General features: G+C 68.1%; 10 protein-coding genes. 9 read left to right on the top strand and 1 reads right to left on the bottom strand.

Annotated elements, in window-relative coordinates:
- The first annotated feature begins 22 nt into the window (after positions 1-22).
- From E5S69_RS13755 to E5S69_RS13740, 4 genes are all read left to right on the top strand, one after another.
- Positions 23-3,391 carry a response regulator gene (locus E5S69_RS13755; protein WP_171515206.1) on the top strand — a complete coding sequence of 1,123 codons (3,369 nt, stop codon included), beginning with the start codon at positions 23-25 and terminating at the stop codon, positions 3,389-3,391.
- Between the two features lie 132 nt (positions 3,392-3,523).
- Positions 3,524-4,168 carry a response regulator transcription factor gene (locus tag E5S69_RS13750; RefSeq protein WP_171515205.1) on the top strand — a complete coding sequence of 215 codons (645 nt, stop codon included), beginning with the start codon at positions 3,524-3,526 and terminating at the stop codon, positions 4,166-4,168.
- A 210-nt stretch (positions 4,169-4,378) separates the two neighbouring features.
- Positions 4,379-5,080 (top strand): response regulator transcription factor, encoded by a 702-nt coding sequence (locus E5S69_RS13745; protein ID WP_236901328.1) that lies wholly within the window; start codon positions 4,379-4,381, stop codon positions 5,078-5,080.
- A 106-nt stretch (positions 5,081-5,186) separates the two neighbouring features.
- The gene (locus tag E5S69_RS13740; protein ID WP_236901327.1) at positions 5,187-8,486 is read left to right on the top strand and encodes a hybrid sensor histidine kinase/response regulator; all 3,300 of its coding nucleotides are present in this window, start codon (positions 5,187-5,189) and stop codon (positions 8,484-8,486) included.
- Between the two features lie 25 nt (positions 8,487-8,511).
- Here E5S69_RS13740 and E5S69_RS13735 read toward each other — a convergent pair whose 3' ends face one another.
- Positions 8,512-9,423, bottom strand: coding sequence for a LysR family transcriptional regulator (locus tag E5S69_RS13735; RefSeq protein WP_171515203.1), 912 nt, complete (start codon positions 9,421-9,423; stop codon positions 8,512-8,514).
- Between the two features lie 100 nt (positions 9,424-9,523).
- On the opposite strand from E5S69_RS13735, the gene E5S69_RS13730 reads away from it, so the two are divergent.
- From E5S69_RS13730 to E5S69_RS13710, 5 genes are all read left to right on the top strand, one after another.
- Complete coding sequence (locus tag E5S69_RS13730) at positions 9,524-10,696, top strand: pyridoxal-phosphate dependent enzyme (RefSeq protein ID WP_171515202.1); 1,173 nt, start codon at positions 9,524-9,526, stop codon at positions 10,694-10,696.
- A gap of 26 nt (positions 10,697-10,722) precedes the next feature.
- On the top strand, positions 10,723-11,691 hold the full coding sequence (locus E5S69_RS13725; protein ID WP_171515201.1) for a tripartite tricarboxylate transporter substrate binding protein: 969 nt from the start codon (positions 10,723-10,725) through the stop codon (positions 11,689-11,691).
- Between the two features lie 140 nt (positions 11,692-11,831).
- Entirely contained in the window at positions 11,832-12,476 is a 645-nt protein-coding gene (locus E5S69_RS13720) for a DUF1326 domain-containing protein (protein ID WP_171515200.1), read from the top strand.
- Positions 12,473-13,264 (top strand): DUF2182 domain-containing protein, encoded by a 792-nt coding sequence (locus E5S69_RS13715; RefSeq protein WP_171515199.1) that lies wholly within the window; start codon positions 12,473-12,475, stop codon positions 13,262-13,264. Before E5S69_RS13720 ends, E5S69_RS13715 begins: the two co-directional genes overlap by 4 nt.
- Before the next feature lie 125 nt (positions 13,265-13,389).
- On the top strand, positions 13,390-14,985 hold the full coding sequence (locus E5S69_RS13710; RefSeq protein ID WP_171515198.1) for an MFS transporter: 1,596 nt from the start codon (positions 13,390-13,392) through the stop codon (positions 14,983-14,985).
- Positions 14,986-15,011: the final 26 nt, after the last annotated feature.

Below are 15,011 nucleotides of genomic sequence, written 5' to 3'. Positions count from 1 at the left end.
TTGCTGAGAAGGAGCATCGCCAATGGCCAATTGGCTGTCTCGCGCAGGCATACAGTTTCCCGGTCGCCTTCTCGCCCTCGTTGCCACCCTGCTGATCGTGGTGGTCAGCGGCTGTCTCGCCTTGTTTCTGCATAGCCGGTTCCAGCGCGTCGTGTGGGAGCAGGCGTGGGCCTCGCGCCAGCACTTTGGCGCCGTGCTGGCGGCCAAGGCCACCCACGAGTACTTTATCCGGCGCATGGCAGAGATCGCCGGGCCCGAGTACCGGCTGGTGCGCAGCGACCGGCCGGCAACCCAGCTGGAAGCCTTGCTGATGGCCGTGCCCGGCGGCAGTGCGCGTGCCATCGAGTTGCCCGGGCTGATCAATCCCGCGACCTTGATGCGCGGCGCGCCGGTGCCAGGCGCAGAGCGGTCCGCGGCGGTGTCGCACCTCATCCGCTTTGCCATCTTCGAGCGCGCGTACTGGGGCACGGCACCGCAGGGCGTGCGCTCGGTGTTTCTGATGGCAGACGGCAGCGAGGCGCTGGTGACCCCCGCGCTGCCCGCGGCACTGCCGCTGAGCGGGCCGCTGGTTGCCGACGCCGTCAGCAACTGGGCCAAGGCGCTGGCGCGCCGCGCCCGCGAGGCGCAGGCCTCGATACCGGCAGGCACGCCGCTGTGGGCCGGACCCTATCCCGGCACGATCGGGCAGGAAACGATGCTGAGCTGTTTCCTGCCTGTTCGTAATGCCGCGGGAACGCTGCTGGGCTATGCCGCGACGGCCATTCCCGTGCGCGTGCTGATGGGCGATGTCAGCATGCCGGGGGCCAGCCAGTGGGCCCAGCCGGTATCCGGCAAGCGCGCCATATTCTTCGATGAACGCGGCAAGCTGCTGTTCCAGGGCCGCGATGCCGGCTGGTTGCGTCCCCACGCCCTGAACGATCGGGTCGCGCGTGAACTGGCCGCCAGCGAGACCGGCGTGGCCTACTGGTTCGAGCAAGGCAGCCTGATGATCGGCAGCATGGCGCGCGACCAGGGTTGGCGCGCGGCCTATGCCTATCCGCTGTCGCAAGGGCTGGTCGACCACGGACTGGCGCTGGCCGCGGCGCTGGGGCTCTACGGGCTCGGCATCGCGACGGTGCTGCAAGGTGCGCGCATGGTCAGGCGCCGGATCCTGGTGCCGATGCAACGCAACGCCGAACGCATCGAGGACAGCGAGCGCTTCAACCGCACCGTGATGCAAGCCGCGCCGGTGGGCCTGCGGGTGGTGCGCATCGCCGATGCGCATGTGCGGGCCGAGAACGCGCTGGCCGCGCAATGGCTGCCGCTGGATGCGCGCACGCAAGGCCGGCCATGGCTGGACGCCATCCTGGCGCAGCGCGGCGAGGCGCCCGTGCGGCTGGAGGTGCGGGTGCCAGCAGGCGCGGGTGGGGCGCGCGACGTGCTGGTGGTCGGCCGCCGTACCCGTTTTGAAGGCGAGGACGTACTGCTGTGCGCGATCCATGACGTCACGGACGAACGCGAGGCGCACCGCAAGCTGGCGCGCGCGCGCCAGCTTGCGGACGAGGCCAGCGCCGCCAAATTGCGCTTCCTTGCCACCATGAGCCACGAGATCCGCACGCCGTTGTACGGCATGCTGGGGACGCTGGAACTGCTGTCGCTGACCAGCCTCGCGCGTAGCCAGCGCGAACTGCTGTCGACCATCCAGTCGTCGTCGCAGGTCCTGCTGCAGATCCTGGACGACCTGCTCGACTATTCGCGCGCGGAAGCGGGGCAGATGCAGCTGGACAGCGTGCGGTTCGACCCGGTCGAGGTGCTTGAATCGACGGTGCGGTCGCATGCGCCGATTGCGCTGCAAAAGGGCCTTGCGTTGTCCTGCTATCCGGAGCCCGGCCTGCCCTGCCTGGCCGGCGACCCGGTGCGGGTGCGCCAGATCATCGGCAACCTGCTCGGCAATGCGCTGAAGTTCACCGCCACAGGCCATGTCATCGTGCGCCTGGGACGGGCACCTCAGGTCGATGTGGCGGATGTGCCAGCGCAGCCGGACGCGGCAGGCAGGATCGCGCTGCAACTCGAGGTGGCGGATACCGGGCCCGGCATCGCCCCGGAGGTCCAGGAACGGCTGTTCGAGCCGTTCGTGCAGGCCGATCCTTCCACCGCCCGGCGCTATGGCGGGACCGGCCTGGGCTTGTCGATCTGCCGGCGGCTGGCCGCGCTGATGCATGGCAGCGTGTCCGTGCACAGCGAGCCCGGCCAGGGCAGCGTGTTCCGGGTCTTGCTGCGGCTGCCGCAGGCGGGTCCGCGCCGGCCGCTGGAACCGGTGCTGCCGCCGGTGGCGATACTGTCCGAGGACGACGACATCCGCAACCATGCCATCGACACGCTGCGTGCGATGGGGTGCGAGGCGATCGCCTGCGACGGGCCGGCGCCGCGAGCCGGCATGGTGCTGTTGGTCGCCTCCCGCCGTATTGCGGCGATTCCGGAAGGTTATGCCGGCGTGGTGTTCGGCCGTGCCGATGGTCCGGTCGAACCGCAGCGGGTCGGCGGCAGCTGGCTGGTCAACGCCTACCACCAGGCCGGCATCCTGCGTGCGCTGTGCCTGGCCGCCGGCATGACGCCCGCGAGCGCGCCGCCAGTCGCCACGGCAGCCGATCCCGTCCCGCAACTGGGCCTGCAGGTGCTGGTGGTGGACGACCATCCCTACAACCGGCTGCTGATGCAGCAGCAACTTGATCGCCTGGGTTGCCGGGCCACGCTGGCGGCCAGTGGCGAAGAAGCGCTGGCGGCGTGGCAGCAGCGCAGCTTTGACCTGGTGCTGACCGATGTCCACATGCCCGGCATGGACGGCAACGAACTAAGCCGCAGGCTGCGCGCGCAAGGGGCGACCGTGCCGATCGTGGGGCTGACCGCAAGCATCGCGCAGGATGAGGCGCAGCGTTGCCTGGAAGCCGGCATGGACCGCTACCTGTCCAAGCCGGTCTTGCTCGGCCCGCTCGCCGAGTGCCTGCGCGCGCTGCTGCCGACGCATGCCGCCGGGCCCGCGCAAGCGGCCGCCGACCAGCCCGGCGTGCCGCCGATGGCGGACAGCGTTGCGAGCCAGGCGTTGCTGGCGCATACCATGCGAGATGATTTTGCGGCGCTTTCCGCCGCCGCGCGCAGCGGCGAACTGAAGGCGGTCCGAGACCATGCCCATCGCATGCGCGGCGCCATGGCGCTCGCCGCAGACGGCGAAGAAATCGTCGCGTTGTGCCGCGAGCTGGAACTGGACGTGGCCCAGGCCCAGGAAACCGTGCAGGCGCATATCGACAACCTGGCTTTGTATCTTGCAGCATACTTTGACGGATCCGACGATCCGGCAAGGGGCCGGAACGGCAGTCCGAACGGCGGGCTCGGCGATTGGCCGAGTCATATTTAAGGAATGTCTTAATTCGGATTTTTCAGAAGACTCCTAATATTCAAGGCAGCGAAGATGACCGGTATTGAATGCCGGCTCAGTTCCCGGCACACCGGTGCGTGGCCACGGAACCGAAAAATCAAGGGGGTTTGAATGATCAAGGTAATCATTGCCGATGACCACCCCGTCGTCCTGGACGGAATGAGCCGGGTGCTGGCGCTCGAAGTTGGCATGCAGGTGGTGGGCAGCGCGACCAATTCGACCCAGCTGGTCGCATTGCTCGAAAGCACCGATTGCGACGTCATCGTGACCGATTACTCCATGCCGGGCGGACAGTTCGGCGATGGCCTGCCGATGCTGCAGATGCTGCGGCGCCGTTATCCGACCACGCGCATCGTGGTCATGACCATGCTGGATAATCCGGCGCTGATCCGCAATATCCAGAGGGTCGGCATTTCGGTGATTCTCAACAAGACCGATCCGGTCCAGGAACTGATTCCGGCGGTGCGTGCCGCATTCAGCGGTTTGAGCTACCAGCCGGCATCGGTGCGCGCGATCCTGGCCTCGGGCGGCCTCGATGAACCGTCGCGCCGCCCGATCCTGACGCGGCGCGAACTCGAAGTGATCAGGCAGTGCGCGGCCGGCGTGCCGGTCATCGAGATTGCGCGCCAGGCCAACCGCAGCAGCAAGACCATCAGCGCGCAAAAGAGCATTGCCATGAAGAAGCTGGGTCTGGCCAACGATTATGAGTTGTATGAATATGCCCGCACCAACGGCTTGCTGGGCGGCGCCCGATAATCGCCGCCGCAGCGCGGCGGCCGCGTGAGCGCCCCGGTTTCTGCTGCTTTTTCTTTTTCTCTTTCCCTTTCTCCTTTTCACTGGCGATTTCCGCGCGGGCGCTGGCCGGCCGGCATTGCCACGCCCTGATCGCGCGCGGCCTGCTGAGCGGCGCCGGATCAGAAAATACCGCGGACTTTTCAGGCTTGGCTGATTTCGAAAGCCAGGCGAATGGCCCATCCTGAAACCGGGATAACGCTGGAGCGTAAGGCGGCCATGGAAAAGATCCGGGTGATCGTCGCGGACTCGCAACCTGTCATGCGGCGCCTGTTGGGCCGGCGGCTCGCGGCCAGCGCCTGCATCGAACTGGCTGGCCTGGTGGCCGATGAACGCGGCCTGGTGCACGCGCTGCGGCAAGGCGCTTGCGACGTGGTGGCAATGCGTTTCCCACTCAGCCATGGCAACGACTCCGCTCCGTCCGGCTACGCCCGCCTGGGCGCGCGGCTGGCCGCGCTAGGGCGGCAGCGCGTAGTCGCCATTGCCAACATCGCGGATCGTGCCGGCGTGCTGCAGCTGATCAAGGAGGGCTGCCGCAATGTCGTGACCGCACGCGACCACGCCGACGAGGTCGTGAAGGCGGTCCGGATGGCACACCTGGAACTGGCCTCGGTCTCGGAAATCGCCTGTGACCTGATCTGGGGGCGGCGCTGCCGCAGCTTGGGCGACTACGGCGACTGGGCCGAGTTGCTCACCACCCGCGAAAGCGAAGTCCTGCGGCTCTATCTGTCCGGCTTGTCCGTGACCGAGATCGCCGTGCGTACCGGGCGAACCGTCAAGACGATCAGTACCCAGAAGCAGAGCGTCATGCGCAAGATCGGCGCCGACAACGACGTGGAGCTCGCCGCCTTCGCCATCCAGCGCGGCATGTTGTGACAGGCCAGGCGCTGCCTGCGGGCGAGCGCACGCGTCACGACTTTCAAACCGGCCGGCGGCACCGGCCGGCCGCGACATTGATACGAGGTAAGCAATGAAAAGGCTGATGCCGACCGACACCAGCGCCGCATTGCCGTTGAGCATTCGCCAGATCCGCTATCTGGTCTACCTGTTCTCGGCCTGCGTGGTGGGCCTGACCGTCTTGTCCTGGGGCGTGCTGCTGCACTACCGCCTGCGCGAGGCCATCGACCGGCAGGGCCTGGTGCTGCGCGCACAGTCCGAACAACTGCAGTCGACGCTGCACCGGGCCGAGGCGCTGACGGTGCGTGCGCAGGGCTCGCTGGCGCGGCTGTCCGATATCGGTCTGGTCGACGCGGTGGCGGCTGCCCGCGACACGCAGTGGACCGACCGCCTGCAGCGACGCGGCGACCGCCAGTACATCGCCCTGCCGGTCTCGTCGGCGCAGGCCGGCGGGACCGGCAAGCGCCTGAAGGACCTGGCCGACGTGATGACGTTCACCTTCCGGGTCAACAACCTGCAGTACCGCGACGTGCAGAACGCCTACCTGATCGACCTGCAGGCCGACCAGCTGTACGTCATCCCGCGCCGGCTGAATCCGGCGCGCGCGCTGCTGCAGGGCGACGACGCGCGCCGGGCATTCCTGCGCAACACCGTGCAGCGCCTGCGCAACGATGCGCTGCTGGCGCGCCTGCGCGCACACCCGGGGCAGGCGGTGATGCTGCCGCTGGCACAGGACTGGATCAGCGGCATGCGCACGGTCACCTTTGCCACCCTGGTGCAAGACGGTGGCGAGCCGGCCGCGGTACTGGCGATGGAGTTCCCGCTATCGCCGATGCTGCCCGACGGCCAGGCCGTGGACGGCGACTTCCTGCTGCTGACCGATGCCGGCATGGTGCTGACCGCCGATGGCATGCCGGCCGGCCCCCTTGAAGCGCCCGTGGCCGCGGCACTCGCCGCCGCGGGCGCGCAGCCGGGCACGGTGCGTTCAGCGCTGGTGCGGCACGGCCTGTTGCAGCATCTGGTGGTGCTGGAGTACCCGCTCGACGCCTGGGGCTGGCGCACCGTGGGCGTGCTCGAGGTCGGCCGCGTGTGGCGGCAGTTCCGGGAAAACACCTTGTGGATGCTGGGGCTGACCGGCTCGCTGTCGCTGCTGATCTTTGCGTGGATCTGGCTGATCGACCGGCGCATCATGCGTCCTGCCCAGCGCCAGTCCCTGCGCCTGCAAGAAAGCGATGCGCTGGGTCGCTTCGTGATCGAGGTCGCGGGGGTGGGGCTGATGATCGTCGAGCGCAGCACGCAGCAGGTGCTGCTGGCCAATGCCGCCGCCCAGTCGCTGATCGACCAGGCCACGCCCGCCGGGCTGGCGCAGCTGCAGGACGCCTGCGCATCGCGCCTGGCCAGCTGCGACGCCGGCGCCGAAGGGCCGCCGCAGGTGCTGCCTTGCTTCGACGTCGACATGGCCGGCCGCGACGGCGAGACGCGATCGCTGGAAGTCCGCCTGGTGCAGATCACCTATGAGGTCCGCGCGGCGGTGCTGGGCGCCCTCAACGACGTCACCGGGGCACGGCGCGCGGAGGCGCGCCTGCGCGAAGCGATCCGCGCGGCGGATGCCGCCAACCGGGCCAAGTCTTCGTTCCTGGCCACCATGAGCCATGAAATCCGCACCCCGCTCAACGGCATGCTGGGCAGCATCGAGCTGCTGGGCATGACCCGGCTCGATCCGCGCCAGCGCGACCAGCTGGCCGTGATGCAGCACGCCTCGCAATCGCTGATCGACATCATCAACGACGTGCTCGACTTCAGCAAGATCGAGGCCGGGCAGATGTCGCTGCAGCCCCGGCCGTGCCGCCTCGATGCGGTGGTCGAGGAGGTGACCCGTGGCTTTGCGGCCGAAGCCGCGCGCAAGCACCTGCGCCTGCTGTGCATCCCCGACCCGTCGCTGTCCGAGCCGGTGATGGCCGATGTGGTCAAGCTGGAGCAGATCCTGAACAACCTGGTCAGCAATGCGGTCAAGTTCACCGAGCAAGGCAAGGTAATCGTCACGGCGCGGCGCGTGCGAGCGGGCCATGGCGGCAGCGCCGACGGCGTCGAGATCCGCGTCATCGATACCGGCATCGGCATCGCGGCGCAGGACCAGCGCCGCTTGTTCGAGCCCTTCGTGCAGGCGGAGCAGCCCGATACGCGCCACTATGGCGGCACGGGCCTCGGTTTGTCGATCTGCCGGCGGCTGGTCGAGCTGATGCGCGGCGAGATCCGCGTGGTCAGCGAGCCAGGGTTGGGCAGCTGCTTTATCGTCAGCCTGCCGCTGCCCGGTGCCGGCATCGAGCCGCCCGCGCAGGCATGGCCGCAGGCTGCGCTGCGCGGGCTGACTGTCGGCCTGAACGTTACCCTGCGCGAACTCTACCGGGGCGTTGAGCAACTGCTGCGGTTCTACGGCGCACGCGCGGTCAGCTACGATCCCGGCGCGCCCCCGGCAACGCCGGTCGACGTGCTGGTCTGCGACGAACAGGCCCTGTCTGCCTGCGCCGATGCCGATGTGGTGATTTCCGCGCTGGCGCCGGCCTCGCCCGATCTGACCCAGACTCCCGTAGTGGCCTCGCCGTACGCCTGGCAGGGCCTGGTCGCGGCAATCGCCACCGCCGCCGGCGCAGAGGTCGCAGCGGTGCCTGCGACGGCGCCGGCGCACGCCGAGGCGCCCGCCGCGCAGCTGGCCTTGCTGCTGGTGGAGGACCATCCCATCAACCAGTTGGTCATGCGCGAGCAGCTGGAAAGCCTGGGGCAATCGGTCGACCTGGCCGGCGACGGTCCCGAGGCCCTGTCGCTGGCATCGGGACGGCACTACGACCTGATCCTGACTGACCTGCAGATGCCCGGCATGGACGGCTTCACGCTGGCGCGGCGCTTGCGCGACACGGGGCATGCGATCCCCATCGTCGCCATTACGGCGAGCGTCGGTCCCGACGTGGCCGAGCGCTGCCGGCAGGCCGGCATCGACCGCTGCCTGACCAAGCCGGTCGGCCTGGCCACACTGCGCGAGCTGCTCGAGGACTTTGCCGGCCCCCGCGTGAGCGCACGCCCGGCGCCGGACCGGCATGCCTGCGGCGGCGCCGTGCTGCACGCCGACGCGCTGCGCCGCGATCAGCGCGAACTGGCCGAGGCGCTGCGCGCCGGCGATGCCGAGACCTTTGCGCAGCGCCTGCACGGGCTGGCCGGAGCGTTGTCGGTGATCGGCCATCCGGTGCAGAGCCAGGCTTGCCGCTGGCTGGAGCAGACCGTGCGGCGCGCCGGGCTGGGCGCCATCGGTGCCGACTGGCAGGCGATCGACGCTGAACTGGAGCAACTGGCAGACAAGCTGGAAACGCAGTGCGGCAGCCACGCCGCCTGAGGCCGGCGCCGCGGTCGCGCATGCATCACTGCAGATCGGCCAGGCGCTGGCGGCACAGGCTCACGAACTGCTGTGCCGCCGTGGACTGGCCCAGGGTCGGATGGAAGGCCAGGATGGCGCGGAAGCGGACTGGAGCGGTCAACGGTACGCTGCGCAGCCCGAGCGCGACGTAGGTGCGGGCGACCAGGGGATTGGTGATCGCCAGGCCGGCGCCGGCCAGGGCCAGTGAGCATTGCGTATGGCTGTACGGGGTTGTTGCCACGAAACGCGGCGCGATGCCGAGTTCGGCAAAGCACGCCTGCAGCCGGCGTTGCGCGGGATCCGCGGCGTCCAGGCCGATCAGCGGTACGTCGACCAGATCCTCGATGCCGACTTTGGCGCGGCTCGCGAACGGATGCGTGGCGGGCGTGACGCAAACCGCCTGCACCGCGTAGAACTCGGACGCCGTCAGGCCGCTGGTGTCGGCTTCGTCGCCCATGAAGGCCATGTCGAGGTCGCGCTGAAGCAGGCGCTCGCGCAGGCCCCTGGAGCTGTCGACCTCCAGCTGGCAACGAACGCGCGGATAGCTGTGGACGAAATCCGCCACCGCCGACGGCATCACGCTGGAGGCCATGGCGTGCAAGACCCCGACGCGCAGGACCGTATTCTCATGGGTGCGCAATTGGTCGATCTTGCGTTGCACCGCGTCGAGGCCGACATAGACGCGTTCGACCTCGTCCATCAAAGACGCCGCTTCGGGCGTCGGCACCATCCGGCCTTTGCTTCGATCGAACAGCCTTAGCCGCGCCGTCTTTTCCAGCTGCAGCACGATCTGGGTCACGGCGGGCTGGCTGATGTGCAGGGCGTCGGCGGCGCGGCGGGTCGAGCCCAGGCGCATGACCATGCGGAATACCTCGATCTGGCGGGCACTGATGCCGAAGTCGGCGGCTGTCTGCATGGCTATCCTATAAGTTTTACTTAAGCTGCGCCTCGGTGTGGCCGCGCCAGCGGGGCATGGCTTCGCATAGACTCGAGCCACTTTCACTTCAGCCTTTGCCATGCGCGCCAGCAACCCTCCGTCCGTGGTCCAGCCGCTTGCCAATCCGGCAATGCAAGCGCTGCGATGCATAACATGCCACGCTGGCTATCCGCTCGCGGAACTGCCGGAGGGCTGCCCGGCCTGCGCCGGGGCCGGCCAGCCAAGCAGTCTTGAAGTCGTCTACGACACGCAGGACCTGGATTTTGCACCGAAAAGCGGAAGTTATACATGGGGGCATTGGCAGCCCTACCTGGAAGGGGTTTCCCTGGGCGAGGGCGCCACGCCCTGCGTGCCGGTGCCGGCGCTGGCATCGCTGGCCGATGTGGCAGCGGTCTGGGTCAAGAATGAGGGCGCGAACCCGACCGGCTCGCACAAGGACCGTATGTCGGCACAGGCGGTCAGTCGGGCGCTGGCGCTTGGCGCGCACGAGGTCGTGCTGGCATCGAGCGGCAACGCCGCGGTGTCGGCAGCCGCCTATTGCGCCGCCGCGGCTCTGCGGTGCGAGGTCGCGACTTACCAGGCGCTTCCCGCGGTTTTCGATGCGGCATTGCGCTATTACGGCGCCCGCCGTGTTGCCTGCGATAACGGACATGCGCGCTGGGCGCACGTGCGCCGCCGCGTCAGGGAGGAGGGGGCTTTTGCGCTGACCAACTATAGCGTGCCCGCGGTGGGCAGCCCTGTATTTGGGGTGGAAGGCTACCGGTCGGTCGCACTGGAGTGGGTTGCGCAAGGTTGCCGGCCCGACCATGTGGTCGTGCCCACCGCGCGCGGCGACCTGTTGTGGGGCATCTATAGCGCGCTACGGGATCTTGTCGCGCTGGGACATCTGCCGAAACTGCCGCGCCTCTGGGCGGTCGAGCCGTTCCCGCGGCTTTCACTGGTGCTTGCGGGTGCCTCCCAGCAGTCGGAGTTCGCCGGCGCGACGCAGCAATTCTCCACGGCCGGCTCGACCGTGACCGCGCAGCAAGTGCTTGCCGTCAGGCGGTCAGGCGGCGGCGCGGTGGTCATCGCCGACGCTGCTGCGCGCGCGGGCACGCGCCATCTCGCCGCCGCCGGATTCTGGGTCGAGCTGTGCGCCGGAGCGGGATTTGCGGCGCTGCAAGCACTGCGCGCCGACGGGCGCATCGACACCACGGAAGCCGTCATGCTGATGCTGACCGCGCGCGGCGACCGCGATCCGGGACAAGCCTAAAGATCGAGAACCTTGCGGAGACACTCATGAACGTCCGTTATCTGTTGGCTGCCATCACCTGCTGCCTGGCGGCCCACGCACCGGCGGCGCTGGCCGGCTATCCGGAAAAACCGATCCGGCTGATCGTGCCCTGGGCGGCCGGGGGCAGTACCGATGCGCTGGCGCGGGCAGTCGCCCAACGCATGAGCGAATCGATGGGCCAGCCCGTAGTCGTCGACAACCGCGCGGGGGCGTCCGGCCGCATCGGCGCCGACGCGCTGGCCAAAGCCGCGCCAGACGGCTATACGCTGGGCGTGATCGAGCTGGCGCACACGATTGCGCCCTCCGTGTTCCGCCAGATGCCATACGATGTGCTGCGCGACTTTACGCCGGCTTCGCTGCTGGGCGAGGCGCCGCTGATCTTGTTCGCTGACAGCACGCAGTATCGCGCCGGAGAGATCCAGCGCTTCCTGGCGGACTCGCGCAAGGCGGGAACGCCGCTGCAGCTGGCCACCAGCGGCAACGGTTCGATCAGCCATCTGGCCGCCAAGATGCTCGAGGGCCAGGCTGGCATCGCGGTCGACCCGGTGCCGTACCGGGGTTCGGCGCCGGCGCTGACCGATGTGTCCGCGCAGTTGGTCAAGGGCCATTTCGCCACGCTGGCAAGCGGCAGCAGCCTGCTGGGCGGCAACAAGATCTCGGCCTTGATGGTGACGGGGCCGGTGCGAGTGCCGGCGTTGCCCGGGGTGCCGACAGCCGCCGAAGCCAGGCTGCCGGGTCTGCAGGTCAGCCAGTGGTGGGCGCTGGTGGCGCCCGCACGGACACCGACGGCGGTAGTGGGCAAGCTTGCCGAAGAAGTCCGCCTGGCATTGGAGAACGCGCAGACCAGGGCCCGCCTTGACAGCCAGGGCATCGAACTCAAGGCGTCCAGCTCGGCCCAGCTTGGCGATCGGCTGCGCGCGGAAGTGGCCCGCTGGGGCAGCCTGGTGAAGCAGTCGGGTATCCAGCCTGAATAGTGCGCTTTCGAGGCCGGGCGCACATGCCTGCAAGTCCACGTCTTGACTTCCTCTCCCTGCACACTAGATTCAAGCCAGGCCGCCCGTCGTGCGGGGACGAGAGGCAGGCGCTCATGACGTCAGGCGCAAGGAGAACTGCCATGATCCCCTGGGAAATCGAAGGCACCGAGCTGATCAATTGCAATTGCTCATACGGCTGCCCGTGCCAATTCAACGCGCTGCCAACCCACGGCTTCTGCGAAGCCATGGGCGCAATCTCGATCAGCACCGGCTACTACGGCGACGTGCGACTCGACGGTACCAAGCTGGCGGTTGTGTTCCAGTGGCCCGGCCCGATCCACGAAGGGCGGGGCAAGTGTCAGCCGATCGTCGACGAACAGGCAACCCCCGACCAGCGCGAAGCCATCCTGAAGATCATGACCGGCCAGGACACCGAGCCGTTCGCGACAATGTTCGCGGTGTTCGCGTCGACGCTCGAGCAAGCATTCGATCCGATCTTCACGAAGATTGACTACGACGTCGATGTCGATGCCCGCCGCGGCCGGATCCATGTCGAAGGCGTGTTCGATACCGTCGGCGAACCGATCCGCAATCTGGTGACCGGCGATGAGCATCGTGCCCGGATCGACCTGCCGCACGGCTTCGAATACGAGCTTGCCGAGATTGGCTCCGGCACCAGCCGGTCGCAAGGCAATATCGCACTGGATCTCAAGGGCACCTACGCGCAGTTCGCGCGCGTGCACATGAACAACAAGGGACTGGTTCGACATCGCACTGCCGCATGAGCAGCCTTGAAAGCGTCCTCGGACGCGAGCGCGCCATCACGTTGCTCGGCATCGTCGTCATTGTCGCGTTGTCGTGGGGCTATCTGTGGACGGGGGCGGGAACCGGCATGTCCGCGCTCGACATGACGGCGATCACGCTTTTCCCGCATCGGCTGCCGGGTGGCATGGGCGGCATGGATACGTCGTTGGCCACCGTAATCCTGATGTGGTGGGTGATGATGATCGCGATGATGACGCCCAGCGCGGCGCCGGTCGTGTTGCTGTATCGGCGCGTATTGCGGCATCACGACGCCTCCGAGGGCAGGTCTGCCGCAACCTCGGTGTTCCTGCTGGCCGGCTACCTCACGGCATGGCTGGCATTCTCGATCGGCGCGGCAGCGCTGCAGTTGGCGCTGCAACCGGCCGGCCTTATTTCGGCAATGATGCTGTGGTCCAGGAGCGCGCTCCTTTCCGCGCTCGTGCTGCTCGTGGCAGGCGTCTATCAGTTCTCGCAACTCAAGCGCACGTGCCTGGCACAGTGCCGCGCGCCCGCGGAATTCCTCGTCGCGCACTGGCGCCCCGGCGTCGCCGGCACGTTCCTGCTCGGCATGCGTCACGGCGCTTACTGCGTGGGTTGCTGCTGGATGCTGATGACCTTGCTGTTCGTCGGTGGCGTGATGAATGTGGTGTGGATTGCTGCGCTGTCCCTGGTCGTCTTCGTGGAAAAAATCCTGCCCGGCGGCGACCTTGTCGGCCGTGTGCTGGGTGCCATGCTGATCGTCTGGGCCGGCGCCACCCTGGTGGTATAGGGTCCGGTCCGCCTGCCAGCCTTCCCTGACGCGTGCAGGCAGGCAGCCCTGCTGGATACGGCACGGCAACGCCCGGGAAGTTGACCTATAATGCTTGACAACGCAACGATTGATCGAGCAATAAAATGAACCCCGAGCCACACAGTGCTCCGCCCGCCGGCCAAATCCTGCCTTTTCGCGAATCGCTGATGGCCATGCTGGGCGTGGCCTTCGTGGTGATGCTGGTGGCGCTGGACCAGACCGTGGTCGGCACGGCACTGCCCACGGTGGTGGCGGAGCTGCAGGGGTTCGAATACTACGCGTGGGTGGCTACGGCCTACCTGCTGACCTCGGTGATCACCGTGCCGGTGTTCGGCAGGCTGGGAGACTATTACGGCCGCAAGCCGTTCGTGCTGGCCTCGATCGTGGTGTTCTCGGTCGCCTCCGCGCTGTGCGGCATGGCGCCGAGCATGCCGTTCCTGGTGCTGGCGCGCGCGCTGCAGGGCATTGGCGGCGGCATGCTGGTCGGTACGGCCTTTGCCTGCATTGCCGACCTGTTTCCGGATTCCCATGTGCGGCTGCGCTGGCAGGTGATGCTGAGCGCGGCGTTCGGCGTTGCCAATGCGGTCGGGCCGTCGCTGGGCGGCCTGCTGACGGAGTGGTACGGCTGGCGCGCGGTGTTCTATGTCAACCTGCCGGTCGGGGTGCTGGGCCTGTGGTTTGCCTGGCGCTACCTGCCGCATCTGCGCCAGCAGACGCATCGCGGGCCGATCCGCGTGGACTGGTTGGGTGCGGTGCTGATCGCGGCCGGGCTCGGCAGCCTGCAGATGAGCGTGGAATTGTTGCCGGCGCGTGGCCTCGATGGCTACACCGCGGGCCTGCTCGCGCTGGCCGTGGTCGCACTGCTGGCGCTGTGGCAGTGGGAGCGGCGCTGCGCCAATCCGATCCTGCCGGTGGAGATGTTCCGTGACCCGGGGCTGGCGCCGCTGTTCAAGCTGGCGGTGTTCACCGGCTTCACCATGTTCGCGCTGTTGCTGTATGCGCCGCTGCTGTTCCAGGGCGGATTTGGTTATTCGCCGAAGCAGGCGGGCGTGTTGATCACGCCGCTGGTGGTCTGCATCACCGTGGGCAGTATCCTCAATGGCCGCATCGTGACGCGCATCCGGCGCCCGAACAACATGCTCTATGCCGGCTTCGGCATGCTGGCGCTGTCCTGCCTGGGGTTGTCGCAGGCAACCCGCGGCATGCCGCACAGCGTGCTGCTGGCCATCATGCTGGTGGGCGGGCTCGGCCTGGGTTTCATCATGCCCAACCTGACGGTATTCGCGCAGCAGACTGCGGGGCGCGAGCACCTCGGCATCGCCACCGCCATGCTGCAGTCGCTGCGCATGGTAGGCGGCATGGTCGGCACGGCGATCGTGGGTACGCTGGTGACGCGCAGCTACACCGGCGGCGTCGAACAGGCGCTGTCCGGCGCCAATGCCAGCCAGTGGGCGTCGCGCATGGCCGACCCGCAGGTGCTGATCGACAAGGCGTCGCAGGTGGCGCTGCTCGGCCAGCTGGACCAGGCCGGGCACAATGGCGCATTGCTGCTGGAGCAGGCGCGGGTGTCGCTGGTGGGATCCATCCACCTCGGCCTGGTGGTGGCAGGCGCGGCGGCCGCGCTGGGCGTTTGGTGTGCGCGCCAGGTGCCGTCGATCAGGCTGACCCGCGGCCCCGCGCCGGCGATGGCGGCGGACTGAAGCCGGCGGCAACTTACCCTGAGGAG

The organism is Cupriavidus necator (assembly GCF_013141915.1).
In the GTDB taxonomy this organism is placed as follows: Bacteria; Pseudomonadota; Gammaproteobacteria; order Burkholderiales; family Burkholderiaceae; genus Cupriavidus; species Cupriavidus necator_B.
Note: the sequence above shows the minus strand (reverse complement) of the source record. Positions and strands in the feature narration are given on the sequence as shown.